The organism is Candidatus Symbiopectobacterium sp. 'North America', from assembly GCF_015762685.1.
Lineage (GTDB): Bacteria > Pseudomonadota > Gammaproteobacteria > Enterobacterales > Enterobacteriaceae > Symbiopectobacterium.
Genome location: NZ_PEHF01000033.1, coordinates 20649 through 47386, shown reverse-complemented (window position 1 = coordinate 47386; position 26738 = coordinate 20649). Strand labels below are relative to the sequence as shown.

General features: G+C 56.1%; 21 protein-coding genes and 4 pseudogenes. 5 read left to right on the top strand and 20 right to left on the bottom strand.

Annotation, left to right across the window (positions count from 1 at the left end; all coding sequences use genetic code 11):
* Positions 1-102: 102 nt before the first annotated feature.
* The 19 genes and pseudogenes from CS369_RS07960 to CS369_RS07875 all read right to left on the bottom strand — a co-directional run bounded on the left by CS369_RS07960 (position 103) and on the right by CS369_RS07875 (position 20878).
* Positions 103-1467 carry a putative Ig domain-containing protein gene (locus CS369_RS07960; protein ID WP_196906670.1) on the bottom strand — a complete coding sequence of 455 codons (1365 nt, stop codon included), beginning with the start codon at positions 1465-1467 and terminating at the stop codon, positions 103-105.
* A complete protein-coding gene (locus CS369_RS07955) occupies positions 1377-2636 on the bottom strand; it encodes a hypothetical protein (RefSeq protein ID WP_196906669.1) in 1260 nt (419 codons plus the stop codon). The genes CS369_RS07960 and CS369_RS07955 overlap by 91 nt, the downstream gene beginning before the upstream one ends.
* Positions 2590-4605: a beta-propeller fold lactonase family protein gene (locus CS369_RS07950; RefSeq protein WP_244664893.1), complete on the bottom strand. Its 2016-nt coding sequence runs from the start codon at positions 4603-4605 to the stop codon at positions 2590-2592. Before CS369_RS07950 ends, CS369_RS07955 begins: the two co-directional genes overlap by 47 nt.
* Positions 4541-5782 carry a lactonase family protein gene (locus CS369_RS23380; protein WP_244664888.1) on the bottom strand — a complete coding sequence of 414 codons (1242 nt, stop codon included), beginning with the start codon at positions 5780-5782 and terminating at the stop codon, positions 4541-4543. The genes CS369_RS07950 and CS369_RS23380 overlap by 65 nt, the downstream gene beginning before the upstream one ends.
* Before the next feature lie 15 nt (positions 5783-5797).
* Complete coding sequence (locus CS369_RS07945; protein ID WP_196906667.1) at positions 5798-7960, bottom strand: beta-propeller fold lactonase family protein; 2163 nt, start codon at positions 7958-7960, stop codon at positions 5798-5800.
* Between the two features lie 85 nt (positions 7961-8045).
* Entirely contained in the window at positions 8046-9650 is a 1605-nt protein-coding gene (locus CS369_RS07940; RefSeq protein WP_244664887.1) for a pilus assembly protein TadG-related protein, read from the bottom strand.
* A 171-nt stretch (positions 9651-9821) separates the two neighbouring features.
* A pseudogene (locus tag CS369_RS07935) lies at positions 9822-10424 on the bottom strand (TadE/TadG family type IV pilus assembly protein).
* Entirely contained in the window at positions 10411-10947 is a 537-nt protein-coding gene (locus CS369_RS07930) for a hypothetical protein (protein WP_374191041.1), read from the bottom strand. Before CS369_RS07930 ends, CS369_RS07935 begins: the two are co-directional and overlap by 14 nt.
* The gene (locus tag CS369_RS07925; protein ID WP_244664892.1) at positions 10947-11735 is read right to left on the bottom strand and encodes a tetratricopeptide repeat protein; all 789 of its coding nucleotides are present in this window, start codon (positions 11733-11735) and stop codon (positions 10947-10949) included. Before CS369_RS07925 ends, CS369_RS07930 begins: the two co-directional genes overlap by 1 nt.
* A 100-nt stretch (positions 11736-11835) precedes the next feature.
* Positions 11836-12793 (bottom strand): annotated as a pseudogene (locus tag CS369_RS07920) (type II secretion system F family protein).
* Between the two features lie 12 nt (positions 12794-12805).
* Positions 12806-13579 carry a type II secretion system F family protein gene (locus CS369_RS07915; RefSeq protein ID WP_244664884.1) on the bottom strand — a complete coding sequence of 258 codons (774 nt, stop codon included), beginning with the start codon at positions 13577-13579 and terminating at the stop codon, positions 12806-12808.
* 216 nt (positions 13580-13795) lie between these two features.
* Positions 13796-15064: pseudogene (locus CS369_RS07910) on the bottom strand (CpaF family protein); the annotation flags it as partial.
* Between the two features lie 473 nt (positions 15065-15537).
* On the bottom strand, positions 15538-16206 hold the full coding sequence (locus CS369_RS07900; protein WP_196906664.1) for a CpaD family pilus assembly lipoprotein: 669 nt from the start codon (positions 16204-16206) through the stop codon (positions 15538-15540).
* A gap of 24 nt (positions 16207-16230) precedes the next feature.
* On the bottom strand, positions 16231-17658 hold the full coding sequence (locus CS369_RS07895; RefSeq protein WP_196906663.1) for a type II and III secretion system protein family protein: 1428 nt from the start codon (positions 17656-17658) through the stop codon (positions 16231-16233).
* A gap of 81 nt (positions 17659-17739) precedes the next feature.
* On the bottom strand, positions 17740-18465 hold the full coding sequence (gene cpaB / locus CS369_RS07890) for a Flp pilus assembly protein CpaB (RefSeq protein WP_244664881.1): 726 nt from the start codon (positions 18463-18465) through the stop codon (positions 17740-17742).
* 6 nt (positions 18466-18471) lie between these two features.
* Positions 18472-18654: a hypothetical protein gene (locus tag CS369_RS23370; RefSeq protein ID WP_244664880.1), complete on the bottom strand. Its 183-nt coding sequence runs from the start codon at positions 18652-18654 to the stop codon at positions 18472-18474.
* An 89-nt stretch (positions 18655-18743) separates the two neighbouring features.
* Positions 18744-19295, bottom strand: coding sequence for a prepilin peptidase (locus CS369_RS07885; protein ID WP_196906662.1), 552 nt, complete (start codon positions 19293-19295; stop codon positions 18744-18746).
* 7 nt (positions 19296-19302) lie between these two features.
* Complete coding sequence (locus tag CS369_RS07880; RefSeq protein WP_196906661.1) at positions 19303-19530, bottom strand: Flp family type IVb pilin; 228 nt, start codon at positions 19528-19530, stop codon at positions 19303-19305.
* Between the two features lie 238 nt (positions 19531-19768).
* A complete protein-coding gene (locus tag CS369_RS07875; protein ID WP_196906660.1) occupies positions 19769-20878 on the bottom strand; it encodes a 4Fe-4S binding protein in 1110 nt (369 codons plus the stop codon).
* A 335-nt stretch (positions 20879-21213) separates the two neighbouring features.
* Here CS369_RS07875 and CS369_RS07870 point away from each other — a divergent pair.
* Positions 21214-21991, top strand: a pseudogene (locus CS369_RS07870) (MBL fold metallo-hydrolase).
* 60 nt (positions 21992-22051) lie between these two features.
* A complete protein-coding gene (locus CS369_RS07865) occupies positions 22052-23014 on the top strand; it encodes a GlxA family transcriptional regulator (protein ID WP_196906659.1) in 963 nt (320 codons plus the stop codon).
* A gap of 29 nt (positions 23015-23043) precedes the next feature.
* On the opposite strand, the gene CS369_RS23365 is transcribed toward CS369_RS07865, so the two are convergent.
* Complete coding sequence (locus CS369_RS23365; protein ID WP_244664878.1) at positions 23044-23763, bottom strand: hypothetical protein; 720 nt, start codon at positions 23761-23763, stop codon at positions 23044-23046.
* A gap of 209 nt (positions 23764-23972) precedes the next feature.
* Here CS369_RS23365 and CS369_RS07855 point away from each other — a divergent pair, with 209 nt between their 5' ends.
* From CS369_RS07855 to CS369_RS07845, 3 genes are read left to right on the top strand one after another with little or no spacing between them, the layout of a single operon-like run.
* A complete protein-coding gene (locus CS369_RS07855; protein ID WP_196906658.1) occupies positions 23973-24998 on the top strand; it encodes an ABC transporter substrate-binding protein in 1026 nt (341 codons plus the stop codon).
* Positions 24995-25978, top strand: a complete 984-nt coding sequence (locus tag CS369_RS07850; RefSeq protein WP_196906657.1) for an iron ABC transporter permease — start codon at positions 24995-24997, stop codon at positions 25976-25978. The genes CS369_RS07855 and CS369_RS07850 overlap by 4 nt, the downstream gene beginning before the upstream one ends.
* Entirely contained in the window at positions 25978-26733 is a 756-nt protein-coding gene (locus CS369_RS07845) for an ABC transporter ATP-binding protein (RefSeq protein WP_196906694.1), read from the top strand. The genes CS369_RS07850 and CS369_RS07845 overlap by 1 nt, the downstream gene beginning before the upstream one ends.
* Positions 26734-26738 lie beyond the last annotated feature (5 nt).

Genomic DNA, 26738 nt, shown 5'->3' with positions numbered 1-26738 from the left:
ATTATTCCCTCTTGTAATGGGTTTATTCTCTGTCGACTGTGGGCTAAACGGCCCGCAACCGACTGAACGTATGGTTAAATGCTGCAATATGTCCCGCATCTGTCACGCGCGCAGACGGCTCAATTCACTCAGTGCGGCCAGCAGAGCATCCTGCTCGGCACGCGGTGCGCTAAGCTGCTCGCTAAACGCGGTTTTTCCCGTGGGCAATGCGATTTCAATGCAGTTGTCCTGCACGCTTTCGTCCGGTAACGGCGGCAACGCGGTGGAAGCACCGCGATCCGTTGGCTGACTTGCCGATGCCTCGTGTCCGGTTTGCAACGTGACAGGTATCGTGCGACGCGCGCCGTCTGCCGTCTGCGCGCTCAGTGCCAGCTGGATCTGGTTTACCTGCACGGCGTCAGGATCGGTGATGCGTAGCTGACCGCTGCGGGCATCAAACTGAATCCAGGCGGGCAGAGGACGACCATTGGCGAGCTGCAACGATCCCTGTAGGCTGCTGTAGGCCGATTCCAATGACGTGGTTTGACCGGGTACGCGCTGGAACAGCGCTGAATCCGTCGCTTGCCCCGGCGTGCTGTCACGCTGAACCGCGTTGCCGCGCGCGGCAAAATTCACCGTTTCCAGCGGTGGGAGTAGCGTTTGCATCACGGGATCGAGCACCCACGGTGCAGCGGTGCGTTCTGCTGCTGAGTGAGACTGCATTGCCGCAAATCGCGCCGGTAATTGAGTGTGTGCCGCTGTCGGTGAAGGTGCTTGAGACAGTGCCGCCACGATCGCGCTTAAGGGCTGTTCCTGCTCCCGTTCATTCAACACATCAGGTACGCTTGCTGATGAGGTCGTCAGGATCACTGGGGCCGGGGCTGAGCTATCAGGCGTTTCTGGTTGCGGTTCCACAGGGGCTTGCGCAACGGTTACGTTGAGCGAGTGCGTGGCTTGCGCGTTGCCATCACTGGCTGTGAGCACCACGGTAAATGTGCCTGATGTGGTAGGCGTTCCCGAAATGGTGCGGCTTGCCACATCAAAATTCAGCCCGTTTGGCAAACCCCTGACGCTCCAGGTCAGCGTGTCGTTATCGGCATCGGTGAACAGGTTTGCCGGCAAGGTGTAGTGATACGCGCTGCCCGCTTGCAGTGTGCCCAGATTCAGCCCGGCGTTATCGTTGTAGACTGGGGCACTGTTTTCGGGGACGTCACTGCCTTTGAAGGCGATGACGGTTTTTTCGCTGAATTCAGTCTTAAGATCCTGCCGCCAGTCCCCCTCCTCATAAACGGTCAGGCCCACCGTGCGGCTACCCGTAGCCTCTGCGTCGCTGTGGCTATAGGTGATACCATCGATCAACTGTGCGGTGCTGGCTCCATCACGCGCAACATACAGCGTCACGGTGGCAACGCCGTTGCTGACACTGACGCGGTGTTCCATTCCGCTTTCACCAACAAAAGCCTGATAGTCGATGGTCTTGTCGAGCAAAATCTCCCCCCCTCTACATGCAGCACATCACCTACACTGGCTGGGGAAACGGAAATCTCTACCCGATGGATTTTTTGGCCAGTTTCAATGGTGTCTATGACCGTATTTTTGAACAATGTGATCGCATCGTTGCCCGGTACGTAGGTTGAGTTCACTGGTTCTGTGCTGACCACTGCCGGATCGTTAATGCCGACGAGATTCACCACAGTAGTGAACTCCGCCGTATGATCTTGCCCATCATTGAAATGGATACGGAAAGTGGCCTCAGTGCCAGCAGCCGTCGGGTCGTTACTGGTGGACTGATAAGTAATAGCTCGCAGCACCTGCTGTGCTTCCGCTTGCGTGACGCCTGCCAGGAAAGTGAGGGTCAGTTTGCCATTGGCATCGGTCGTGGCATTGGCGATCGCCTTGTCTCCCAGAGAGATCTTGCCATCTTCCGCCAGGGTCAGACCGCTGCCAGCGGAAAGCCCTAACCGATTTCCAGCCTGTGCACCGCCGGTGCGTTCAATCACCAGCGTGGCACCTTGATAGCTGCTTTGATCGTTGACGGGGGCAGACAAGGTTCCGCTGGGGATCAGAGCGACAGCATCGCCTCTTTCCGTAAAGGTTTCGCTGCTGGGAATGAGATCGAGAACAATGATCCCTTCCGGCGTACCGTAATTCAGGGTTCCCGTGAGGTACAACTGTTTGCCATCGGCACTGAATGACGCATAGTGCACTTCGTTTAACGTTGTGCCATTGTAGTTAGCTATATCGCCAAAACCTTCCACCGCCTGAAGCTGTGTCAGGCTACCGTCGCTAGCGCGTGCATAGAGAATAACGCTGTAGGTGTTATAATTTTCGCTGCGACCCAGTTCTCCGGTGATCACCACGGAGGTACCATCGGGGGAGACCAGCACCTGCTTGACACTGGTGGCATCTTCGCCAATCGCCAGGGTGGATGTTGCAGTGAGCGTGCCATCTTGTGCTATCGCAAAGATATGCAACGAGGTGTTGTTATCCACTACATACAGCGATTTCCCGTCGGGTAAAATCGTGATGGCAGACGCGTAGTAACCCTCCTCACTGGCCGTCGATCCGGCGATAGATTGCTTGTAGGTCAGGGTGCCGTCATCGCCGACGCTAAACCCGCTTACCGCCGGACGTCGCGACAAACAGCGTTTTGCCATCTGGTGACAGCGTTAAGGCATTGGCCCCGTCGAGTTGCAGGCCGGTATCTCCAGCGTCGGTGAGTGTTGTGGTGAGCGTCAATGTCTCTCCACTGCGGGTAAACACCAGCAGGCTATCGCCACTGGTGAGGTAGACTTTATCGCCCTGTGCCAACACATCGCGTACCATGTCGAGATCGCCGCCAACGGCGCCAATTTCATGCAAATCGTTGGCATCGAATAGCGCGATATTATCCGCATCAATGACATACAGGCTGTTGCCATCGCTGGAAACGCGTACTTGTGCCGCGTCCGTCAAGCCGGTGATGTCAGTGCTTTTGGTCATGTAGAGCGTGCCGTCGGTATCACTCTCGACCAGATACAGAACGTTGGACTCAACGTCCTGTCCGGTGCCTGTTGTTTCGTCATAAACCCAATCGCAGTGTGTGCGAACCAGGTAGATTTTATCCTCCACCACCGTGATACCCTGAACGCCGGTAAAGATCGAGTTGCCTTGCTCGTCTTTCACATCGAACAGACTGTCATAATCGAGTGCGCCGGTTTCGGCACCCAGATGCGGCGTCAAACGTGTATCGAGCACGGCAACGGTGCTGTGGATATCGAGTGTGGTGGTATTATTTTCGGCATCAACCAACTGTGTCAGGGTGACGGTGACTGCGCCCTGTGCGACATCGCTGCTGGTAACCTGATATTGGAGCGTGTCGATCAGGGTGTTTACTGTATCTGTCGTATTGTTGTCACCCTTAAGTGTGAGGGTGATGGTGGTGGTGCCATCATTAACCGTCACCTTATAGTGATGGCCTTGCGCTGTCTCGCCTTCGCTGCCGGTCAACGAGATGGCGGTGCCATCAATCACCAGCGTTTCATGGGTGCCGGAACGGTTGATCGTGAAGGTCAGTTCAGAGAGCGCAGCGCCCGCGCTGCCGAGTCCTACATCCACATTATCGAACAGATCGACCGCTGCGGGCAGGCCGCTGGTAGAGATGATGGTGGTGGTCTGCTTACCTTCTGCATTTAGCGTGGGTTCAACCGGTGGGTCGGTTAGCAGCAGCGCCACGGTGGTTGTGGCAGATTTGCCGCCGCTATCGAGCACGGCGATGTTCAGATCAATCCGCGCGGGCGCTTCGGTACCAGTGTTAAGGTACATGACCTGCTTCAATACCTGATTGGCGGTGGCGTTGTCCACATTAGCGCTAAAGGTGATGGTCAGTACGCCATCCTGCGTTGCGAAGGTGGCAATGGTTGTCTTGCCCTTCATGATGGTGCTGTTTTCCAGACGCAACCCGGAACCATTCTTAAAACCGAATTGATCGTCTGCCGAGGCACCGCTGGCGCGATTGAGGGTCAGAGTCGTGCCTTTGTAATCCGTGATTTGATCCGCATCGACATCGGAGAAGTGTAATCCCTCAGCGAAGCGCGTTGATCCATTGGTGGTGTAAGTCGCATTCGGCAATGCAGAAACGATCGCCAACCCGGTGCCGCCGGAACTGCGTCCGCTGTAGAGATTAAGCCCATCCGCACTGACCGCAATGTGGTTGGTGCGCGATCCGGTATTGAGTGCGCTGACAAACGTCAGAGCACCGGTAACGGCATCGCGACTAAACACCAGTACTGAGCCGCCGTTCATGCCAACATAAAGTGCTGTGCCGTCTTGAGAGATAACCAACTCGCGTACGGAAAGCGCATTGACGGGGGTATAGCCCTTGTTATAGAGGTCCAGCGTGCCGACATAGGTCAAACTGCCATCGCTGGCGTTGCGGCTGAAAATGGACAACGTGGCCTGTTGCCCGGAACCGACATAAACAAAATTGCCGTCGGGGGAGAGGGTAATGTCTTGCAGATTGGCTAAATAGCGATTATCGCTGGGACACGCAGCGCTGTCAGGATAGGCGCTAATGCTGGCATCATTGATCAGGCCGACGTAAGTCAGTTTTCCGGTTTGCGTATCGCGAGAAAACACGGTGATCATGCTGTTGTGCTGTTGTGCTGTTGTGCTGTTGTGCTGTTGTGCTGTTGTGCTGTTGTGCTGTTGTGCTGTTGTGCTGTTGTGCTGTTGTGCTGTTGTGCTGTTGTGCTGTTTCTGCTGTTGTGCTGTTTCTGCTGTTGCTGCTGTTGGCAACGTAAACCGATTTGCCATCCCCGGAGATGATTATGCCGCTTGGCGCATTCATGCCGAGCGTTGCGGAACCCCCTTGATACTCGCCTAAATAGGTGAGGGCACCGGTATCCGGATCGCGAGCGAATTGGGCTAACACCGATTTGCCGGTAGAGCCATCAATCGTCGTCAGGCCGTTGATGGTATAGAGCGATGTGCCATCCGCTGAAATCACGATTTCGGTGATCTGTGCATCCAGCCCTGTCGCACCGTCCACCCCTTGGGTGGCGACGATCCCCGCGTAGGTGTATTGGCCAGTGGTGGCATCGTAGGTGAAGCGCACCAGTGAGTAGGTAGCCGCATCGCCGCTGTGACCGGCGACGTACAAATCGCTGCCATGCATCGTCATCGTGTTGATACCACTGAGGCCGTTGGCTTCAATGGCTGCTGTATCCGGGTTGTCGCTCTCACCCTGAATAAAGGTTTGCACCAGGGTTAATTCACCGGTCGTGCTGTCACGGCTATAGATGCGCAGCGTGCTGTTACCACCCGCATTGGCTCCGTCGCTGCCGCTGACCAACAGCGTTTTGCCATCCGCCGACACAGCGATCGCCGTGACGTATTCACCGTATCCGCTCAGCGTGCCATTGTTGTAGTAGAGCGTGGCATCGGGGTTGGTGATGTTGTTTTGCCACCCGGGAGGATTATTGATGGCCAACGCGATGGTGGCGCTGATTGCCAGATCGCCGGTGTCGTTCCCCTCACCTTCGGTGCCACCGTTATCGCGCAAGCTGGTCAGCGTTATAGTGCGTGTGCCCGTAGTGGCCTGTTCGGTGTCATTGACGTAAGCGATACCGTTGACCAGCGTTTGTGCCGCAGCGGAGGTTACGCCCGCTTCATGGCTGATCGTCAGTGTGCCTGTTTCGTAGTTACGAGTGTATGTGTAGTGATAGTGACCGGCCTGACCGCTGCTTTCGCTCGCCAGATCGATGCGCGTGCCAGCAATGACAATAAATTCATTCGCAGCGTTGTCTACGCCCTCAATGGTCAACGTCAGTTCGATAATTTACTGGCCGATCTCACCGGCGCTGATCGTGGTATTGATAAACGGATTGACCACCGTGCCATGGGTATCATAGGTCTTGTTGCCAATGGTAGTGGCATCGAGCGTTGGGGCGGTATTGTTGGTGATCAGTACATCCAATGTGACCGTTTGGCTGTCTGCCTTGCCGTCATTGGCGCGCAGGGCCAGTTTCACCAGCGTGCCATTGGTGTCGGCCCCGGTGTTGCTGTAGGTGATCTGGTGCAATACCGCATTGGCATCGGCTTTACTGGCACCCACCAGGAAGGTGAGGGTGAGCGTGCCTGCACTTTGGCTGAAGGTGGCAATCGCGGTATCGCCTTTCATCACTTTCCCATCGATCAGTTGCAGGCCACTGCCTTGCGCAAAGCCGAACTGGTCGTCGGCTTGTACGTCGGTTGCGCGGGAAAGCGTTAACGTGGTGCCGTTATAATCCCCATTGCCGTCTACCAGACGGTCATTGTTGGCATCAGATAGCGTCAAGCCGTGTGCCAGCGTAATTTCTCCACCGCGCAACAGCGTTTGGATGGGCGAATAGCGGCTGATGCCGTTACCAGAAACCAGAATGGAGTTGCCATCGGCAGAGACGGCGATGTCGCCGCCGTTGGTCGTGCCGGTGCTGCTGCCGGTGGGCGTCAGGCTGCCATTTTCGCCCACGGCGTAAATATTCACCGTGCCCGTCGTGGTCGCGGCATAAAGCTGGGTGCCATCGCTGCTCAGCGTCAGGCTGCCAATTTTGTCGCTGGTGACGGTGTTGATCAGGGCCAGCTTGTTGTCGCTGCCCAGTTGGTAAATAAGGATATTGGCGCTGGTTGGGTCACCGACGTACAGCAGCGTGCCATCGTTGGAGGTGGTCAGCGCGTAGTCGACGGCACTTTGCCCTGTTTTAGTGAGAATAAGGTCATCGATCAGCGTCAATGTGCCAGTCGTTGCATTACGCTGATATACCTTGATCTCGTGGGGAGCGATGAACGAGGCGCCGCTGTGGAGCACATAGACATAGTCACCGGAGGTGGCAATCATACCGTTACGGTGGGCTTCCAGTTTCTGCCCCGGTGTTAATGCGCCATTTTCATCACGGTTGTAGACATTCACCGCGCGTTCGTTGTTGCTGCTGGCATCCACATAGACTTGTTTACCGTCATCAGAAATCGCCAGCCCACCGGTTGAGCTGCCGCCTTCCATCTTGGTGGTGCTGACATACGTCAGCTCGCCGTCGTTAACGCTCAGTTGAATCAGGTTACCGTTACCGGCAATGGTGTAGACCGATTTGCCATCGGCACTGAACACCAGATGGTTAACGGTGCCGAGGTTTTCAACCACCAGACTCTGCTGCTGGGTTAAGCGCCCGGTGCTGTCAACCGCGAAAACGGTGATCGTGTTATCGTAGCCGGCGGCATATACATGGCTGCCATCTGCGGAATAGGCAATTTCCGTCGCTTTTGCCAGTGTGCCTGCGGTAAAGGCCTCCGCTTCCTGTAATATGCTGCCGGAAAGCGCAGGTGGCACGTTAACCTTGTTGTCTACCGTCACGGTGGCGTGAATATCCAGCGTAGCGGTAGCATCCTGATCGCTCAGACTTTTCAGCGTAACAGTGACATCACCACTTGCCACAGTGCTGTCCAGTGGTTTATAGGCAATGCCGTCGATCAGTGTGGCAACATTTTCGGGTTGAAAAGCCTCTGACGAGGCAATACTCAGCGTGATGGTGGTGGTGTCGCCGCTGACGGTGACCTTATAGCTATAACCGTTGTTGAGGGTCGAATCGCTCCCGGTGGTTGTGGGTTTCAGGGCAATTTCACTGCCATCGATCATCAGCACTTGATTGGCACCGGCGCGATCGACGGTGATCACTAATTCGGTCAATTCCTTGCCGCTGCTATCCGCACCGGTGTCAGTGGACACAGTCACCTTACTGAACAGATCCACGGCGGCAAAGCCGGTTTCCCCTTCGTTGATGGTTACCGTACCGTGGGCGGGAGTGGCATCCACACCCGGCGCGCTGTCGGTCGGCGCGATAACCTGAGCCGCGACGGCATCAGCGATGGCTACGGCGGCGGCGTCGAACATCATGCGCGGTTCCAACACCCATGCCTGACGGGGTGGGCGCGCAGGTGTATTACCGGCTTTGGAACGGGAAAATGTCATGGTGTCGTGTCCTGTAGTTAAAGTGCCAAAATTAACGTGCCAACGTTGAAGGATGAATCACATCATTTCTTTTAAAGTCAGATAATTATTCAATCAGACGCACATAGCCGCCTTCCGTTTCGATCTGGCTGGCGATACGTTCCAGACGTGCTGCCAGCGGGTCTTCCGCTGCACCAAACCCTCGACCGTCGATAAAGCTCATGCGTTTATCGCCTTCGGTGCAGATCAACAACCCAGGTGTGGCAATGTCATCAAACAGATTCTGACCGTAGTTATCGGGATCTCCTGGCCGGACACCCACGAAATAAAATTTGATATTGCGTGCACGAAAGCTGGTACACAGGTCTTCGAAGCGGCGTTTTGCGAACTCACGTGACCCATCGCTGCCCGTTTCCCCAGCGAATTGGCCGGGATTGAAGTTGTAGCTGTCGGTGTCGAACTGGCCGTACCCGCCCGTGCCTTCCGGATCGGAATAGGTGTCCGCCAGCATGATGACCACTTTTTGGCCGTCACCGCTGCCGTCGACATTGAAATCCAGCGGCAATTTCGCGTCGCCCCAGCCTTCGCTGCCGCGCATGTTGGGCGATAACGCCGCACCCGCCCAAGACATCGCAATGGCGTAGTTGACGTTAAAACGGATTGAGAACTGATCGACGCGTTCGTCCACCTTATTCAGATCGTTGGTGAGCGGCAACAAAGCGGCGTTGGGGCAACCTTTATCCGCAACCATCCAGATCCGCAACCATCCAGCGGATGTCGTTAACCCCTGCGGCTTGACCAAAGAAAGGATTGGGGCCAACCCATGAGATAGGCTCTGCGCCAGGGCTACCGTTTTGTGGCAAGTCGGCGCGGTAATACACCCTGAATTGCGCCACCGGGGTTCATCCCAGAAAAAATTCTCTTCTTCTCCCAGCCCGCTATACATGCACAACAGATTGGCACGTCTATCGGGAATACGGCGATCGGCCAGGCTGGCGTAACCGGTACGAAAGAGCGAGCTAAGCTCTATCGGGTTCAGCGCTCCCGGCCTGGCCCAACGGCGAATACGGTTGGCGTCCTGTGCGTCGTAGACATTCACCGCCTGGCTGAACGGCACCAACGAGATCCACAGGTTGTCACGTTTGCCGTCTGCGCTGTCCAACATGCGCTTGGCAAAATCCTTACTCAGCCGCTTGAGCGCAGCAAGATCGCGCGCGCTCATACCGTTAATGACGGGCAGCACCATCGCAATTTCCGTCGGGCGATTGATCACTTCCGCCGTGGAATAAACCGCCTGTTTTCGAGCACCCAGTTTCAACAGGCTGGGCTGGGTGTTGAAGCTGGCTTCGACGGTGTACGTTTTGCGCGTGTTGTTTTTACGGCCTTCCGTGACGGTGACGTCTTCACGGGTGAGTTTGTTGTCGAGCGCGTTGTTTAACCCTAGGTTGTTTTTGACATATTGATAGGCCAGTTCTTTAATCTGTTCCGGGTCATACTCGTCGCCGTTGATCGTAGCCTGATGCGCGACAGCCAGTGCGGCGGCGTCCGTTGCGCGCTTGATCTGTGTGGCATCGCCAGTGGCCGTTGAGGTATCGACAATGAAGGCAGCGCTGACCAGCAGTGCCATGGTGCCGAGCACGTAGAACGCCGTGCCTGCGCCGGTTTCCTGATGAATAAAAGCGGACAGCGCAGCACGCCAAAAGGGGCGCATGCGACGGCTGTATTTTTCAATCGACTGTTTTTAATCGTTTTTTATCTTTTATTATCCTGATTGACCAAATTTAGTGCATAGGTATCCCGCCCGAATAAGCGGGAAAAAATACGACATGGCTCTGTATCGGTGCGCGTGGTTATGGTGGGTCTTTTTGCCCGTCACGCGTCGTTATGTTTTATCGTTATCCAACCCAGCTTCTTTGCTCAGGGTTTCATCTAAATCCACGACGCCGATGGCAACCCGATTGATTGCCGTGGCGTGTAACAAACCGCCTAATGACATGCCACCCAGCAGGGCGAGGTCTTTACCCTGGCGACAAATCTCCACCACCAGCATGGAGGTGCTCTTGTTGCCCTATTTGGCATCGCGCTCGGGCAGGTCTGGCAAATAGGGGGGATTCGGCTGGATTTCGCTTCCCACGCACAGCCCTTTCACCGTGCCACGGCTCAGTTGTCAATAGAGATCGCCGGTTTGACGCACGTTGCTAATCAGCAGCTGATAATTCCCTAATCCCTGGTTGGGCAGCACGGTATCCAGTAACCCCTGCAACCCGGTTTCCGTCAGATCTTGCTGCATCGCCAGTATTGAGACGATGGCACCTGCACGCTGCTCCATACGAGAGCGCTCCAGACCAACGCTGTACATGTCGGCACAGAGCGAACCAATCGCCAGAACAATCGGAAACGCCAGCGCGGTTTCCACTGCCGCAACCCCACGGCATGAGCGACGAAAGCGTTTCAGGTAACGCAATAGCATCTTAGTCATTGTCATTGCGTAACTCCGTGCCGAACACGTGCTTGTACTGGTAGCGGAAGGTGGTGCCCAGTGTTAACTCTTCCGGCAGCGGCGTGATAAACGCCTTTTCAATCTGCACCGTGACGGACCACACCGGCAGCGTGGTGGTGTTCTCTTCGCCGTTTTGCGTGTCGTTTGATGCAGTACCGCTGGCGGTAAATCCCCCCAACTGGTTCAGGTTTTCGAAATGCAGCACGTTAACGGTAAGGTTGTCCGCGCTAAGGTAGCCATAGGCCGAATCCACCATGCGCGTTTTCAGGCGCGTGCTCATCTTTTCCGGGCTGGCGGCGCTGAGATTATCAAGGCGGAAACTCTGCACCGCTTTATCCAGCGCCGCGCTACCGACCGCGATCACCAGCCCGATACGCGCCAGCTCAAACAGCATCATCACACCGATCATCGCGACCGGAACCAAAAAGGCCACCTCGGTCGCGGCCACGCCGTGCGCGGCGCGCCAGCGCTTGGCTTGATGTCGGAGCGTATCGCGCATGCGTGCCATTATTTCGGGTTGCTCAGTTGCAGGCGTTGGCGGCTGGAGGCCAGCAGCGTTTCGCCACGGGTTTTATCCTGCTGCATTTGTTGCAAACGCTGATGCAGCGAGGCAATCAGGGCATCAATGCGCTGTGGTTGGGCGATGGCACCGAGTGCCGTGCGTGCGTCCTCTTCCCGGTCGCTGGCGAGATAGGCCAGCGCCAGATTAAGTTTGCCGGTGGTGTTGCCGTCATCCAGTGAGCGCAGCAACGGAATTGCTTTGTCCGGGTTGCCGCTGGCAAGCCAGGAGAGCGCCAGATTGTTGATGGCGGAGACATCAGCCGGATTCACTTGCAAGGCTTTTTCGAACATCTGACGAGCGTGCGTGTGCTGTCCTGAGCTGTCCATCACCACGCCCATGCCATTGAGCTCCAGCGTGTTGTTTGGCTGCGCTTTCAGTGCACAGGTGAAATCTTTCTGCGCCATGGTGTTACGCCCCAGCGCGAGCTGGGCGCGACCCATGCCGAGACACACGGCGAGCGCTTCTTCGGGGGACATTTTATCCGTGTCGCCGCCTAATACCTGGCGTGCACAGCTGTACAGCTCCAGCGTTTGCTGGGGGGAGCTCGCCAGTGCAGCAACGCTGGCGTATTCCAGCATCTCCCGGCCTTTCAGCATGTTGCGGCTGTCCAAACGCGTATAGACGTCGGTTGCGGCTTCCACCCGACCCTGATCGCGCAGTAAACGCGCCAGACGCAGCCCTTCGTCTTTATTGCCCTTGATCGCCATTGAACTGCCACAACCGGCCAGCACCATAATGAGCAGCAACACGGTCAATGAGAAGGTGTGGCGGCGGTAAGCCGTTTTGTTACTCAAGGTTATCTGAACAAACATCTTCACGGACTCCATCGGTGGTTCATTGTGACAACAGGCGCACCACGCGCACTAAGGCGGGGGCGGCCATAATGGCGATAATCGGTGGCAGGATCAGCGTCATCAATGGCACGCTGAGTTGGGCGGGTAGCTTTCCCGCTTTCTCTTCCAGCCCTAAAATCAGTGTTTTTCGACTTTCGTCGGCAATCGTGCGCAGCGCCTGAGAGAGCGGGGTGCCGTAGCGTTCCGCCTGAATCAGGGTGGCGACCATGCTTTCGATTTCGCTGACTCGAGTGCGCTCTGCCAGATGCATCATCGCTAAGGTACGATCGGACAAGATCTGCAACTCGGAGGCGGTGTAGTGCAGTTCATCCGCCATTTCCGGTGAGGAAAGGCCCAGCTCTTTCGATACCACGTGCAGGACACGCCCGATTGGCAAACCCGCTTCGGCGCATACCACCATCAGATCCAGCGCGTCCGGTACCGCGCGCCAGCTTTTCGCCCCGACTGGCAGCACGCCAACGTAGCCACCACTCGGGCAACAGCGTGCCGACAAAAAAGCCGATAAGGCCGGTGGCGACGCCTGTCAGACTGAGTCGATCGGCTGCGGGTAGCCATCCCCAGACCAGCAGTACGGCAATCAGTGCACCGGTGATAAATTTGCCCATCACCAGCCAGCCCACCGCTTCATGACGGCGTAAACCCGCCAGATCCAACATGCGGCGCAGGTTGCAGCGATCGCGATCTGAACCAGCCAGTCGCTCGCCCTGTACCGCGAGCGGGCGCAGCAGCGCTTCCAGCCAGGGAGATAACGCGGTGCCCTGACCACGCAGGATAGTGTCTTGTGAATCTGTCTCGCGGCTAGCCTCAGGCAGGTGCCCACGCAGGCGGTTTTCCAACAGCTTGTACTGGCGTGCTTGATGTTGTGTACGTCCCAGCAGGATACCGGTGATGATCAGTACCAGGGCCAGCAGCAGTAAGGGGTCGCTCAATAACGTCATTTCGGCTCTCTCTTATCCAACCCGCTTGACCATCAAATGGGTCACCAACATCCCCAGCGAGACGCTGCACAGGGCGTAAATCAGCACCGAGGTGCCCACTGGGTCAGAGAACAAAAAGCTGAAATCCTCCGGTGACTTCATATACAAATAGGCGAGACAGCAGGGGAACAGCGCGGCGACAATCTTGGCAGACGCGCGCGCTTCTGAGGTTTTCGACTGCACTTTCAGTTGCAGTTCACGCCTGTCGCGCAGCGTGGCAGAGAGTCGCTCCAGCGTCTCACCCAACCGGCCACCGGCCTCCTGGTTGATGATCAGGATCACCACGAAGAAGCGGTATTCCGCCATCGGTACCCGTGTGGCAGAGGTCTGGATCACCTGACGTAAGGGAATACCCAGTTTGAGCCAGTGATCGATGGTTTTGAATTCCTTGGCCAGCGGGCCGCTCAGGTGCTCTGCCACGATGGCGAAGGTATTCGCCACGGGTACGCCTGCACGACAACTGCGGGTAATGGCATCGATCGCTTCCGGCAGGCTTTCGCGCAGTGCTTTCAGGTGCTTTTGTAACGTGGAGCGGAACAGCAGCACAGCCGTGCTGACAAACAGCAGCAGGGAAAAGACCAATCCCATCGTCAACGGCAGCAGCGTGCGCTGCCCCATGATCATACCGATCACCAGACTGACAGCGCCTAACGAGAGTGCGCGCTGTACCAGGTTTTTTTTCCAGCTGATAAACGCTAACTGCGCCCAGAGGATCGCCAGTGCACGCCCCAGCAGCGGCACACGCATAATAGGGTGTCGTGACTTCATCGCGCAGGATGGAGTTGGAGGTTATCTCGGCGGCGGCTGGGCTAACCTCTTTTAACACCTGTTGCCAGCGCTGTTCGCGCTGCCGGCGCGCTTTTTTCCAGGCAGCGATAGCCAGCACCAGCGCAAAGACGCAGCAAAATATCAGCAGGGTGATCAGATTCAGGCGTACATCACTCATTGGCTCTCCTTCAATCCTCACTGCGCATCAAACAGGTGCGCTTTGTCGCTGTAGAACTGCGGGCGCTGAATGTGCTGCACATATTCACCAGTGAGCATGCCTTGGCCGTCCATGCCCTGGATCTGGAAGCTGAACAGATCCTGAAGCTGGATCACTTCGTTTTCCATGCCACACACTTCGGTAATCGACACCACGAGGCGCATGCCGTCGCGCATACGTTCAATCTGCACAATCAAATGCACGGCGCTGGCGATCTGACGGCGGATAGCCATCAGCGGCAACTGCATGTTGGCCATCATCACCATGTTTTCCAGACGTTGGATGGCATCGCGCGAGGTGTTGGCGTGCACGGTACAGAGCGAGCCGTTATGGCCGGTGTTCATCGCCTGCAACATGTCGAAACTCTCGCCGCCGCGCACCTCACCCAGAATGATGCGATCCAGGCGCATACACAGCGCGTTACGCATCAGATCGCGCTGATCGACGCGTCCGGTGCCTTCGGCGCTTACCGGACGCGTTTCCAACCGCACCACGTGCTCCTGCTGCAATTGCAACTCGGCGGCATCTTCGATGGTGATAATGCGATCGGTGCTGCCGATCTTCTGCGACAGCGCGTTGAGCAGCGTGGTTTTACCGGCACCGGTACCGCCAGACACGATGACGTTCACGCGGGCTTGCATCGCCTTATTCAGCACATCCGCCATGGCGTAAGACATGCAGCGGCGTTCCGCCAGCGTTTCCAGCGACAGGTTGCGCCGCATGAATTTACGGATCGAAATGGTGGTACCGTCGATCACCAGCGGGTAGGTGATCACGTTAACGCGGCTGCCGTCGGGCAAGCGTGCATCGACCATCGGGCTGGCTTCATCGATACGCCGTCCTACCGCTGCTGCAATGCGCTGTGCGGTGTTGAACACGTGCTCTTCATCGATAAAGGTAATCGGTGACAGTTCCAGTTTGCCGAAACGCTGGATAAACACCTGCTGTGCGCCGTTGACCAGAATATCGTTGACGGTATCATATGCCAGCAGCGGCTGGATCGGCCCGATACCGGTCATTTCATCCAGCATTTCGGCGGCGATGGCTTCCTATTCCTGACGCGAAAGCTGGAGGCGCTGTTCGTCGCAAATGCGGCGAATCACGGTTTCAATTTGCGCCAGCAGCTTGTCGCGGCCCATCATGACCGCTTTACCCGCATCGATCTGATCGTAAAGCTGTGCACGGATCAGGCGGCGCTAGCTGGTGCGGTTATCCATTTGACGCGGCGTCGCGGTAGGTGCCGCCGCAACCGCCGCTGGCGCTGACCACTGCGATGGTTCTGCCCATGCGGGCGTATTCCGGCCCGGCCTGTTGGCCTTCGCACTTGGCGAGCGTTGTCGCCAGCAGGTCGAGGGTGAAAGGCTTAACCAGATAATCCACCACGCCAATCTGGAGCAGTGCACGGTACAGGCCGATATCCTGCGCTTTACCTGCCGCCACCACTTGGGTGGTGGGGCCACACACGCCCAGCAACTCTTCCAGCGTGGCCAGTGGGTATCATCAAGATCCACCAGCAGGATACGCGGCGGTACATTCAACTCGCACCATTGGCGTGCGTCAGCAATACCGCCGGACAGCACCGGCACGTCCTGCTGGTTCAGGCGCGAGAGCAGATCTCTGACGTCAGCCGCCTCGCGGGCGTCATGCACGAAGGCGACCAGCGGTTGTGCCAACGCTTCGCCATCGGTAAGGGTAATGTCGCTCATGGAATGCCTCGCCTTTAATCTTCGTCAAAGTTAATGTCGATGAGCTCTTTCACTTCACCTTTGTGATAGCGTTCGATGCTGTTCACAGCGGTGACGCCATCGGCAGCGTCCAGCGCCTTGGCCTGAATCAGATCACGTGGTTCAGCCACCATCTTCGCCAGGCTGTTTTGTGTGGCACAGCCGAGGTAGCCAATGCCTTCAAAAGGTTTCACCATCAACTGATCGGGATTGTTCACTTCGCAGCGCGTGGTTTTCACCGCCAGCGCTTCTGAAATCACTTCCAGATCGCCGGTTTGGCCGCCTGCTGTCGAACGACGTAATTGCTTCACGTTGCGCGCGTCAGCCCCGGCATTTTTCAGCACGACGGCCAGGCGGTCTGCCATTTGCTCGCCGCGTACTGAATGTGGGATCAGCGTCAGGGTTTGTTTGGCGAGGCGCCCCTGATCTTTCAGCATGACATTAAGCTGCTTGAGCGATTCGGGCGTAAAGCCGCGTCCGTTAGGCGCAACCGCCAGCGTCACCGCCAGTGAAGTCGGGCGGACCTCGATCGGTTTGAGTGCCGGTTGTTCGAAACGATCGGCACGCATTTTATTGATGCTGCTGTCGCCGCATGCGGCCAATAACAGCGCGCAGGCGCAGAGCGTCATGGAGAACAGCGTGCACGTTGTAGTGTGTTTATTCATGTTTTTCACCGTTATCATCCAGGGTTAGTAGAGGTAGCCGACGGAGCCGAAGCTCGGTGTGACGGCATCCAACATTCTTACCCCTTGCCCTGGCGTTTGCAGTTCTCCGGCATTGACCGGCTCAACGACATAGGCAGTGGCGATGATCACCAGTTCGGTTTCTTCATGGCTGGTGGATTCGTTTTCAAAAGCGCGTCCCAATAGGGGGATGCTGCTTAATCCCTGTACGCCGGTCACGGTTTGGCCGTTGGCGCTGCGCAGCATGCCTGCCAGTGCGAAGCTTTGCCCGCTGGCCAGCTCTACCGTGGTATCGGTGCGGCGCACTTTGAGTGCCGGTACGCGCGAGCCGCCGGGGATATCTACTGCGCCGACGTCCGTCATTTCGCTCACTTCCGGCGCAATGTGCAGGCTGATGCGGTTGGCAGAGAGCAGCGTTGGCGTCATACGCAGGATCACGCCGTAAGATTTGTAATCGATGCTGACGCTGTTGTTGGTGATAAGCACGATAGGCACTTCGCCACTGGCGGCAAAGGCGGCCGTCTCGCCGGAGATCGTGGTCAGATTAGGTTCTGCCAATACCGTCGCCATGCCCTGCTGGTTTAACGCGGTTAACAAGCCGCTTAAGCGTGAGCGGCCAAAGCTTAAGAAACCGGCATCGGTGTGGTTGCTAAAGCGCCCTGTGGCGGAGTCAAACAGCCCCAATCGCGTTCCGCTGCCTGCGTTGATGTTGCCGCTGCCGGTACTCAGTGAGGCTGCCCAGTTAAAGCTCAGTTCGCTGGTTAATTTGCGTGAGACTTCCACCACACGCACCTGAATGTTGATTTGTGACGGGGTTTTGATCTTGAGCTGGTTAATCACTTTGGCGGAGGATTCGCTGCTGCCCGGCAGTTTTTCACCGCCGCCACCGCCACCACCTTGTGCACCGGCGGATGCGCTGATGTATGCCTGCACGCTGTCGATGACGCGTTTCGCATCTTGCGGGGTGTCTACGCTGTCACGCACAATTACGCCGCTGGGGATGGACTCTTCCAACTGGATATCCGCGCCGGGAAACTCGCGTTTGATTCGCTCGCCCAGCGCTTTTAAATCGTGCTCGGAAACCAGACGGATGGCGTTGATCACCGTGCCGTTTTCATCCATGGCGTAGAGCGTGGTGGTGCCGATGCTTTTGGCATAGACAAACAGGTTGCCCGGCGAAGGCAGCTCGAAGCTGGCGATATTAGGGTCTGCGACCAGCACGCTGTCCGGCAGGCCATCGAGTTGCAACAGGCGTCCTTGATGAACCGTCAGGTGCACCACATTGGTTTCCGCCACTTCTGATACACCTGCGGCCAGCGCGGTGGTGGGCATCACCACGGCGATGGGCAACGCAGTACTGAGCAGACTTGCAGTGAGTAATCGTTTGCATGTTTCCCGAAGGTGCGATTTCAAATACAGCGAAAACATCGTCATTTACGTTAATTCCGTTATGGCTTTTATGGTTCCATCAACAGCCCGCTGTGCGGCATTGTCAGGCTGCCTGAATGCAGTTCGTCAGCGGGCGGGGAACACCAGCACGCCCTTCTGCTCGCCGTGATAAACTTTCACCTGATAGCTGGATAACCCGTTATAAATAGTGGTGCTTTGCGACAGGGTGGTGACGCGAGAGTGGCCTTGTTTCTCATCCTGGGCATCGGGTGTCGCACTGCGCAGCGCCATGTGCAACATCCCTACCTCTTTCGCGACCGCCAGCACTTCTGCCTGTTCGGGGGTCACTTCAACGGTGACGGTTTGGTAGCTTGGGGTTCGTGAGCTGCTGGTACTGGCCGGCGTGTGGCTGTGCGCGTTGGCGTCCTGCTCGCTGTCCTCTTCCACATCGCGGCGCGGACGCACATCGGTGTCGGTTTGGTTATTCAGCGCCAGCACCCGCAGATCGCGCGCGATGGTCTGGGAGGCCAGCATCGGTCTGACGACAGGCTGCGTGCTGCTAGGCGGCAGTTCCGGCTGCTCATCGCGTCGCAGGCTCAGAATGATGTCGACACGATCGCCCGCTGCTACCAGACCGGAGTTGCTGGCTACCGCATTGGTCGGAATGGAGATGGCACGCATGCCTTTACGCAGCACGGCAGCGACAAAACCCGGTTCGCCGGGCTTGACCAATACGTTGCTGGTTAGCGGTGCTCCTTGTGCAACGGGTTCACGCAACGTAGCACCCAGCAGCAGTGACTGGCTGTCTTTGCCACTGATAAAGTTGAAATTGCGAGAAACCGTCCCTTCCACGACCTGTCAACTCAGCGAGGCCGTGTCAATAAAATCACCGGGATGCAGATCCTTGGCCGCCACCAGAATAGCGGTTTGTTCCGGGGCTTTAATCACCACCGGCGGCGGTGCGGGGGGCGTTGCGGCGAGATGGCTGCGAACCATTAGCGCAACGAGTCCTGCCAGTACATAGGTAGCGTTTACTTTCATTCAGCTTGCCTGCTTTAGCGTGTGCGTCTTAATGTTGCGACGGAGTAAAACGTTCAAATTTAAAACAATCGAAGTTAAAACAATCGAAATTAAAACAACGGGAAAATAAGGACATACATCGCGCCAAAGGCGATGGCGACGCCATAGGGTATGCCCTGAGAAAGATCGGCGGGCAGTGCGGGAGGTAGCGGTAATCGGCTGTTAAACAGCCGGTTGGTTGCTTGTATACCCAGAGCCACGGCGGTGGGAACGGCATTAAACAGCGGCAGTGTGAGTGCCAAAATGCCCCCTGCCAGCGCTGTCACCAGCACAAAAACGATCTGATGGCCCGAGCCAACCCACAGGCACAGCACGCTCATCAGCTTGACGTCGCCAGCACCTAACCGTCCGGTGAGAAACAGGATAAACCCGACCACCAGCACCACTGCGGCACCCGGCAGCGCCCACAGCATTTCCTGTAACGCAGCGTTGTTTCCTCCGCCGAGTCGTACCACATCTGTGATGCCAAACAGCAACCAGCCCAACAGCAGAATCAATACCGCCCGATTGGCAATGCGCCGCACGAGCAGATCGGTAATGATACACCACGCCAGACACCCGAGCAGCAGTGCCGCTTGCAGCCACTGTGCGTTGACCGCCATCTCGTGCTTATTTCGCGCCGGAGGCCGTGCCGCCACCGGTGCTGGTGCCAGCGCTGGTGATCTGATCGGCGATAGCGCTGAATTTCTCATTTAGTGCTTTCACAAAGATACCATCGCCACCAAAAATAGCGCCAATGGCCGCTGCCATCGCAGCGGCCAGAATGCCGTATTCAATGGCGGTAACACCGCTCTCATCGCGCAGGAAAGAACGACATTTTGCTTTCATGTTTCTCATAGGAAGATTCTCTTTATTCGCAGCCAAAGAAATCATGACTAATTCTTGAGCAGGCATGATGATAACAGAAGCAATAATGAGACTTATTATCAAAAAATCGCAAGTGACGTAACATTAATATTTGTTCATCTTTTATTACGTAAAATTGTCATTATTAATCAGAAGGTAAAACTATCTTTGTGCGATGCTTAATGAAGGAGAATTCCCCCTGTTTTAAGGGGGGTTTGGGATATTGAGGTTAGGGGTGACCGATGGATTGTGAGCCAGGAATAAGCTTGAAGTACATCTGTTCGGGGATAGGGCCGTCCCAGCCACCGATCAACATGGCGAAGCCAACGGTGGCGAAAAGGATGCCGAGAATCAGGAATGTCATCATCGCGCCGGAGAGTGTTGCCTGCTGCCACAGGGGGCGATGCGTATCCTCGCTTTTTGCCGCTGAGTGCGGTGCATTCAACAGCGATAAGCTTAACGTTGATGCTACTGGGCAGGATTCGACGCAGGTCATGCAGGCATTACATTCGGCGGTTCTCACCTGGATGAGCTTATCGACGGGAATATGGGATGGGCACGCTTTGGCACACTTGCCGCAGTCGATACAGCGGTTGGCATCACGACGGATTTTTACCGGTGACAACAGCGAAAACAGGCCCAGCAGTGCGCCGTAAGGACAGAGATAACGGCACCAGAAATGCCGGACAAACAAGCTGATAACGGTGAATCCAATAATAAAGCCCAGGGTGATGTTGCCAATATTACGGAAGAAACCGAGCATTTTGACATCGGCAATCAGGCCATAGGGGGACATCAGGAACCTATAAATGCCCTGTGCTGGCATGGATAACGCAATATAAAGAAAAAAACCTAGTAGCAAATATTTCAGGCCGCGCAGTGGAATATCCAGCCAGGTAGGCAGCGTGAAATGCCGTTTGAATATTTTCTTGCCGACAGCATCAATCAATTCTGAAAATGTCCCAATAGGACACAGCCAGGAACAGAATGATTTTTTCACTAGCAGGCTAGTGATAATAAAGGCAACAAGCAGCAGCATCGAGGCAACATGGATCGGTGGCAAACGTCCCATTTCCCACAGATATTTGATATTCATTAGTCCGGCAATTGGTAACCATCCTTCGATACCGCCAGGTCTGGGCAGATAAACGCTGGCACCGGCGGTTTCAAAGTAACGCACCCAAAAATAGAAGGTCACGCCGATATAGATATTGATAGCCAATAACAGTATTTGCGTCGTTCTGCGCCAGGTTGAAGCGTTACGCCAGTCATTCCATGGCAATTTTCCCCCCGTGGTGCCGGGACGGCGCTGCCAGCGTTGTCTTGTTTTTTCCCTCATTGCACTTTTCTTTATTATTTGGTCTGTGATGACATCGTGGAAAGGTAAGGTTAAATTATCATTTCAATATCAGTGAATAATTGATGTGTGTGCACATTCAGCGTGAATAAGATTATTAATCTCGATCCTGTTTTTAATTAAAATTGGTGTTCATACATAAAAATACACCTTTATAGGGATTGAAATAATTATGCCGCCGCGCTGCGTCAATCAGATTGTCCCAATTTCATCGATCAATGGCCTACGGGCAACTTATGCGTTTTCTTTGTGCGTTTTACACTGCAACCCATTGATGCTCACACTGTCTTGCTGGATGTTATCCACGGGAGTTTTCCATGAAATTGACGCAAATTCGTAATGCCACGCTGAAGTTGAACTATGCCGGAGCGACTTTCCTGATCGACCCTATGCTGGCGGAGAAAGAGGCCTGGGAGGGCTTTGCCGGAACCGCCCGTTCCTGGCTGCGCAATCCGATGGTGTCGCTGCCCTTGTCGTTAGAAGCACTGCTGGAGGTGGATGCGGTGATTGTGACGCACACCCATTCCGACCATTGGGACGAAGCCGCCCAACGTCATATCCCCAAGGACATGCCGATTTATACCCAGAATCTATAGGATGCCGCATTGATTCGCTCGCAGGGGTTCACGTGCGTACAGGTGCTGGCACAGGAGAATACCCTGGCCGGTATCACGCTCTGGAAAACCGGCGGGCAGCATGGCAGTGATGCCCTATATGCTAACCCAGGTCTGGCGGCGCGTATGGGGGAAACCAGCGGACTGGTGTTTGACAGCGCGGAGGAAAAACGCCTTTATATTGCGGGCGACACCGTATGGGCTCCCCCTTATGTCGACAGTCTGGAGCGTTACCAACCCGAGGTAATAGTGCTGAATATCGGGTGCGCTACCGTGGATGGCTTTGGCCCGATTATTATGGGAAAAGAGGATGCCAGTCGAACGCTCGATCTGTTGCCGCACAGCATTATTGTGCGCCTCACACATGGAGGCGGTGAACCATTGCCTGCTTAGCCGTGCCGAACTGCTTGAATACTGTCGGGAAAACGGCATCGAACAACGGGTGTTGATTCCCGACGATGGGGAAATGCTCGCGCTTTGAAGGCGTTGGTGACGACAATGGCCCGTAGCCAGCAAACCGATATGCCACAGAAAATAGCCTATGTCCGCGTTACGCGTTGCTATTGTTGCCACTGAAGGATTTAGCCCGTTTCATTTTTCTGTACCCAGCATGGTCTTCGGCAAGGCATTGCCGGAGCCGGGTCGGTTTGAGATGCACATTTGTGCACTAACGCCAGACAGGGTGTGCTCTGATAGTGGGATTTCCATTGATGTGGAGCACGGTCTGGCGCTATTGGAAACGGCCGATATCATTATTATTCCGTTTTGGCATCACCCGGATGAGAAACCCGCGCCTGAACTGCTGGCGGCACTGGTTCGCGCTTGGCAACGTGGTGCGGAAGTGGTGGGGCTGTGCCTTGGCACTTACGTACTGGTTTATGCTGGGTTACTGGCGGGCCGGCGCGCGGCCACCCATTGGGAGTTTGAGCGCGATTTCAGCCGTCGTTTCCCTGATGTGCAACTGGACAGCAATGCGCTGTACACCCGTGACGATCGCCTGATCACCTCTGCCGGGACGGAGGCAGGGATTGATTGCTGTCTGGATATTATCCGTTGTCACTGTGGCGGTGCATTGGCAAATCGCGTGGCGCGTCGCATGGTGGTGCCTCCCTATCGCGATGGCGGGCAGGCGCAGTTTATTGAACGCCCGGTGCCGGAAACCACACGAGACACGCATATTAATGCGCTATTGGACTATCTGCGCAGCCATCTCGACCAGCCGCACTCTCTGGACGCGCTGGCGGCTTTTGTCAGCATGAGTCGCCGCACCTTTACCCGCCACTTTATCAAGGCAACCAGTATGACGGTGGGCGAGTGGCTTACCGCGGAACGATTGCAGCGCAGTCAGATGTTGTTGAAAAGCAGCGATCATAGCGTCGAGGTGGTAGCTCACATGGCGGGATTTGCCTCGCCGATTTCATTCCGACAACGTTTTAAGGCCCGTTTTAACCTGAGCCCGAGCGAATGGCGTCGGGCGTTCCGTGGGCCAGCCTCTCCTTCCTGATGCATCGGTGATACATAGGGTTTGGTTCGCTACGGGCGCATCAGCGGTTCAATGCCGATCCACTCTTTCTTAGGGTGATAACACAACGGCATCGGGGGAATAGCCACTTTTTGACCCGCCACCATTAATTCCCCTAAGTGGATGGTCCACTTGGCATTTTCCGTGAGGCTTGGCGTTTTGAATATTACATAGACTGAACCGTAATCGTCGTTGTTCGTGAGTTTCGGGATACGGCGGTGCACTTCATCACTGTTGATGTCGTAGGGGGACTGGTGTGCGTATCTCATATCGGGAATCGGAAAATCGTAGGCGAGCATACCGAGAAACAGTTCAGGCCGCGCATTTACCCGCGTGCCATCTTCCAGCGTGACATAAGCCTGCCTGCTGTCGTAGAGCACCGGAATGGCAGGTTCGCCTTTTTTACCGGGGCGGGAAGGGCGCAGGCGGTTTTTGTTATAGGCGATCAGTTGGACATAAAACTCCGGTTTGGCTTCCGGCTCATTCACGTAAGGGATGGAGAACAGCGCTTGCCTGTAGCGGGAAGGGGCATAGGAGATCGCGTGATCGTAGAGATAGGTTTCGAGCGTCAGGGTGGTTTCACCCTGCGGGCCAGGCACTTTGAAGCTGTACTCACTTTGGCAAAGATCCGTGTAGGCGGCGCGTTGGCGCTGCATCGGTACACAGGCACTGACGGATACCGCAATCAGTGTCGCCATTACGGCGCGTGAACGCCATTGATAACATGCCATAACCACCCTATTTTATATTTATTTTCCAAGATATTAGCTTAAGTTCGGCCACGTTAGTGTATTGGCATTCCTTGTCTTTGAGCGTCGGTGGAATCTGAAAAGTTACGCAGTGAATGATTACCTGAGTTAGCAAATGTTGACATTGAGCAACGTTCCTTTCGTTATGTGTGTAAATATGTAACGAAATATTGCGTATTCAGGATGATGTTATGCTAGTAACACGACGACGCTTACTTGAGGCGATGGCTGCCGCAGGGTTACTGCGAGGATGGCCCGCCTTTTCCGGCGACGCTCTGACATTTGCGGTGGGAAGCTTACCCGCTCCGCAGAATATTCAGCGCGTGATCAGTGCGGGCGCGCCTGCCGATTTGTTGCTAATGGCGGCGGCACCGGAAAAATTGCTGGGTTTATCCTCCTTCGATTTCTCTCAAACGGGTAGCGATCTGTTGCCGGAAGTGATTACCTGCTTACCCAAGCTGGGCCGTCTGGCGGGGCGTGCGACCACGCTGTCACTGGAAAAACTGCTCGCACTGAAACCCGATCTGATTGTCGACTGTGGCAATGCGGATGAAACCTGGACCTCACAAGCGCAACGTATCAGCAGCCAAACACAAACCCCGTGGCTACTGATCAACGGCACGCTGGCGCGCACGCCGCAGCAGTTACAGGAGATCGGGAACGCGCTGGGCGTGGCGTTTCGCACCGAGCCGCAGGCGGAATTGGCGCGTCAGTTTATTGAGGAGGCGCAGTCCTTCGCCCACTCGGATGCCGCCAACGTTCGCTTTTATGCCGCACGCGGGGCCAGTGGGTTGGAAACCGGGCTGGCCGGTTCCCTGCACACTGAAGCGGCCGAACTGCTGGGGTTGAGAAATGTCGCGCAACTGCCGGGACGTCAGGGATTGGCGCAGGTGTCGCTGGAAAACCTTCTGGCCTGGCAGCCGGACATCATTTTGGTGCAGGAGTCGGCGACCCTGCACACGTTGACGCAGGATCCGGTATGGCAGGGTGTGAAGGCCATTGCGCAAAAACGCATCCTGTTTCTTAGCGGCTTGTCGTTTGGCTGGTTAGATGCGCCGCCGGGTATCAATCGGCTGCTCGGTTTGAGACGCTTGCACGCTTGGCTGGATGAGGACGTGGCACGTTCATTTGAAGCCGACATGATGCGCTTTGCCACGTTGTTCTGGCATGCACCGCTGAGCGAGGCCCGGTTTAACCGTATCGTTAACGCGCAATGAGAACGGTAACCCTGTTTACGCTGTTAAGTACTCTGGCGCTGTTGTGTATTGCGCTGGCTATTTTTTCCGGCGCGTATCCGTTGAGCCTTCATCGGGTGATCGGGCTGTTTTTCAGCCCTGACAGCCTTTTGCCGCAAGATCAGATCGTTTTCTGGCAGATCCGCCTGCCGCGCATTGTGGCGGCGTTGCTGATTGGCGCTGCGTTGGCAGGAGCAGGTACCACCTATCAGGGGATGTTTCGTAACCCGTTGGTCTCACCTGATATTCTCGGCGTGGCATCGGGGGCGGGCTTCGGTGCCTGCATCGCGATTTGGCTGGGTTTGCCGCTGCTATTGATCCAGTTACTGGCATTTGCTGGAGGACTGCTGGTGGTGGCCGGGGTTTGGTTGATCACCCGACAGGTGACGCGGCACGATCCGGTGTTGACGTTAGTGCTGGTTGGCATTGCGCTGGGAACGGTGTGCGGCGCGGGGATCTCACTGATCAAAACCCTCGCCGATCCTTATACCCAACTGCCCTCCATTACCTTCTGGCTCCTCGGTGGGCTCTCCACGGTGACGCGCGCTGATCTTGACCTGTGTGCACCGATCATTCTGCTGGGCATGCTGCCATTGCTGCTGCTGCGCTGGTGCATGAACCTGCTGACGCTGGCAGACGATGAAGCACGTGCTCTGGGGATTAATGTCACACGCTTGCGCATGGGGCTAATTGTCTGCGCCACGCTGATGACCGCCAGCGCGGTGGCTGTGGCTGGTGTTATCGGTTGGGTCGGGCTCGTGGTGCCGCACATTGGCCGTCTACTGACGGGAAATAATCACCAGCGTTTGTTGCCGGTTGCCATGAGCATCGGTGCCATTTTGCTGCTGCTGACCGATACATTGGCGCGTGCGCTGAGCGCCACTGAAATTCCGCTGGGCATTCTGACCGCCTTTATCGGTGCGCCATTCTTCCTGCTGCTGTTGTTACGAGGAGGCCGATGATGTCGCTGCTCGAGGTGCGGCAGGCCACGGTAGGTTATGCCCGCCAGGCGGTATTGCGCGATGTGGCGTTTTCCCTGCCAGCGGGCAGTGCCTGCTGTCTGCTGGGCGCCAATGGCTGCGGGAAAACCACGTTAATGCGCGCCATTCTTGGCGTGTTGCCGCTGCTTTCCGGCGAAATTGTGCTGGCCGATACTCCCTTGCACCGTTATTCAGATGCGCAGCGCGCCAGCGTGATTGCCTGGGTGCCGCAGGCGCATGAAGGCGCGTTCGCTTTTAGCGTGCTCGATATGGTGATGATGGGGCTAACCCCGCACATGAGCACGTTTGCCGTGCCGGGCCAGCGCGAACAAGACGCCGTCTTGCAGCAGCTCACTGCGCTGGGGATCGCCCATCTGGCCGAGCGGCGTTGGAACCTGCTGAGCGGCGGTGAACGGCAACTGGTGCTGATTGCCCGCGCGTTAGCACAGAAACCACGCTTGTTACTGCTGGATGAACCGGCTTCCAGTTTGGATTTTGGTCACCAAATCGATCTGTTGGAAACGCTGGTGGCGCTGAAACAGCAGGGGATGACGTTGTTGATGGCAACGCATCATCCTCTTCATGTCCGCGTGATTGCCGACAGCGTAGTGATGGTGGAGCCCGATGGCCGGGTGACACAGGGCGAACCCGCAACGCAATTGCACACCGACAGGCTCGCCGCGTTGTACCGGGTAACCCCCGCGCAGATTCACCGCCATTTGTATGGTACTCATTGAGAAGG

Bases quoted from the DNA above. Each gene is read 5' to 3' on its own strand.
- CS369_RS07930 (WP_374191041.1), bottom strand. From the start codon at position 10,947: ATGGCACGCATGCGCGATACGCTCCGACATCAAGCCAAGCGCTGGCGC.
- CS369_RS07845 (WP_196906694.1), top strand. From the start codon at position 25,978: ATGTCGCTGCTCGAGGTGCGGCAGGCCACGGTAGGTTATGCCCGCCAG.
- CS369_RS07895 (WP_196906663.1), bottom strand. From the start codon at position 17,658: ATGACGATGTTTTCGCTGTATTTGAAATCGCACCTTCGGGAAACATGC.
- CS369_RS07880 (WP_196906661.1), bottom strand. From the start codon at position 19,530: ATGAGAAACATGAAAGCAAAATGTCGTTCTTTCCTGCGCGATGAGAGC.
- CS369_RS07900 (WP_196906664.1), bottom strand. From the start codon at position 16,206: ATGAATAAACACACTACAACGTGCACGCTGTTCTCCATGACGCTCTGC.
- CS369_RS07855 (WP_196906658.1), top strand. From the start codon at position 23,973: ATGCTAGTAACACGACGACGCTTACTTGAGGCGATGGCTGCCGCAGGG.
- CS369_RS07950 (WP_244664893.1), bottom strand. From the start codon at position 4,605: ATGATCACCGTGTTTTCTCGCGATACGCAAACCGGAAAACTGACTTAC.
- CS369_RS07875 (WP_196906660.1), bottom strand. From the start codon at position 20,878: ATGAGGGAAAAAACAAGACAACGCTGGCAGCGCCGTCCCGGCACCACG.
- CS369_RS23370 (WP_244664880.1), bottom strand. From the start codon at position 18,654: ATGAAAGTAAACGCTACCTATGTACTGGCAGGACTCGTTGCGCTAATG.
- CS369_RS07915 (WP_244664884.1), bottom strand. From the start codon at position 13,579: ATGCGTGTGCCGCTGCTGGGGCGTGCACTGGCGATCCTCTGGGCGCAG.
- CS369_RS07850 (WP_196906657.1), top strand. From the start codon at position 24,995: ATGAGAACGGTAACCCTGTTTACGCTGTTAAGTACTCTGGCGCTGTTG.
- CS369_RS07865 (WP_196906659.1), top strand. From the start codon at position 22,052: ATGTCCGCGTTACGCGTTGCTATTGTTGCCACTGAAGGATTTAGCCCG.
- CS369_RS07955 (WP_196906669.1), bottom strand. From the start codon at position 2,636: ATGGCAAAACGCTGTTTGTCGCGACGTCCGGCGGTAAGCGGGTTTAGC.
- CS369_RS07940 (WP_244664887.1), bottom strand. From the start codon at position 9,650: ATGCGCCCCTTTTGGCGTGCTGCGCTGTCCGCTTTTATTCATCAGGAA.
- CS369_RS07925 (WP_244664892.1), bottom strand. From the start codon at position 11,735: ATGGTGCTGGCCGGTTGTGGCAGTTCAATGGCGATCAAGGGCAATAAA.
- CS369_RS23365 (WP_244664878.1), bottom strand. From the start codon at position 23,763: ATGGCATGTTATCAATGGCGTTCACGCGCCGTAATGGCGACACTGATT.
- CS369_RS07885 (WP_196906662.1), bottom strand. From the start codon at position 19,295: ATGGCGGTCAACGCACAGTGGCTGCAAGCGGCACTGCTGCTCGGGTGT.
- CS369_RS07945 (WP_196906667.1), bottom strand. From the start codon at position 7,960: ATGACATTTTCCCGTTCCAAAGCCGGTAATACACCTGCGCGCCCACCC.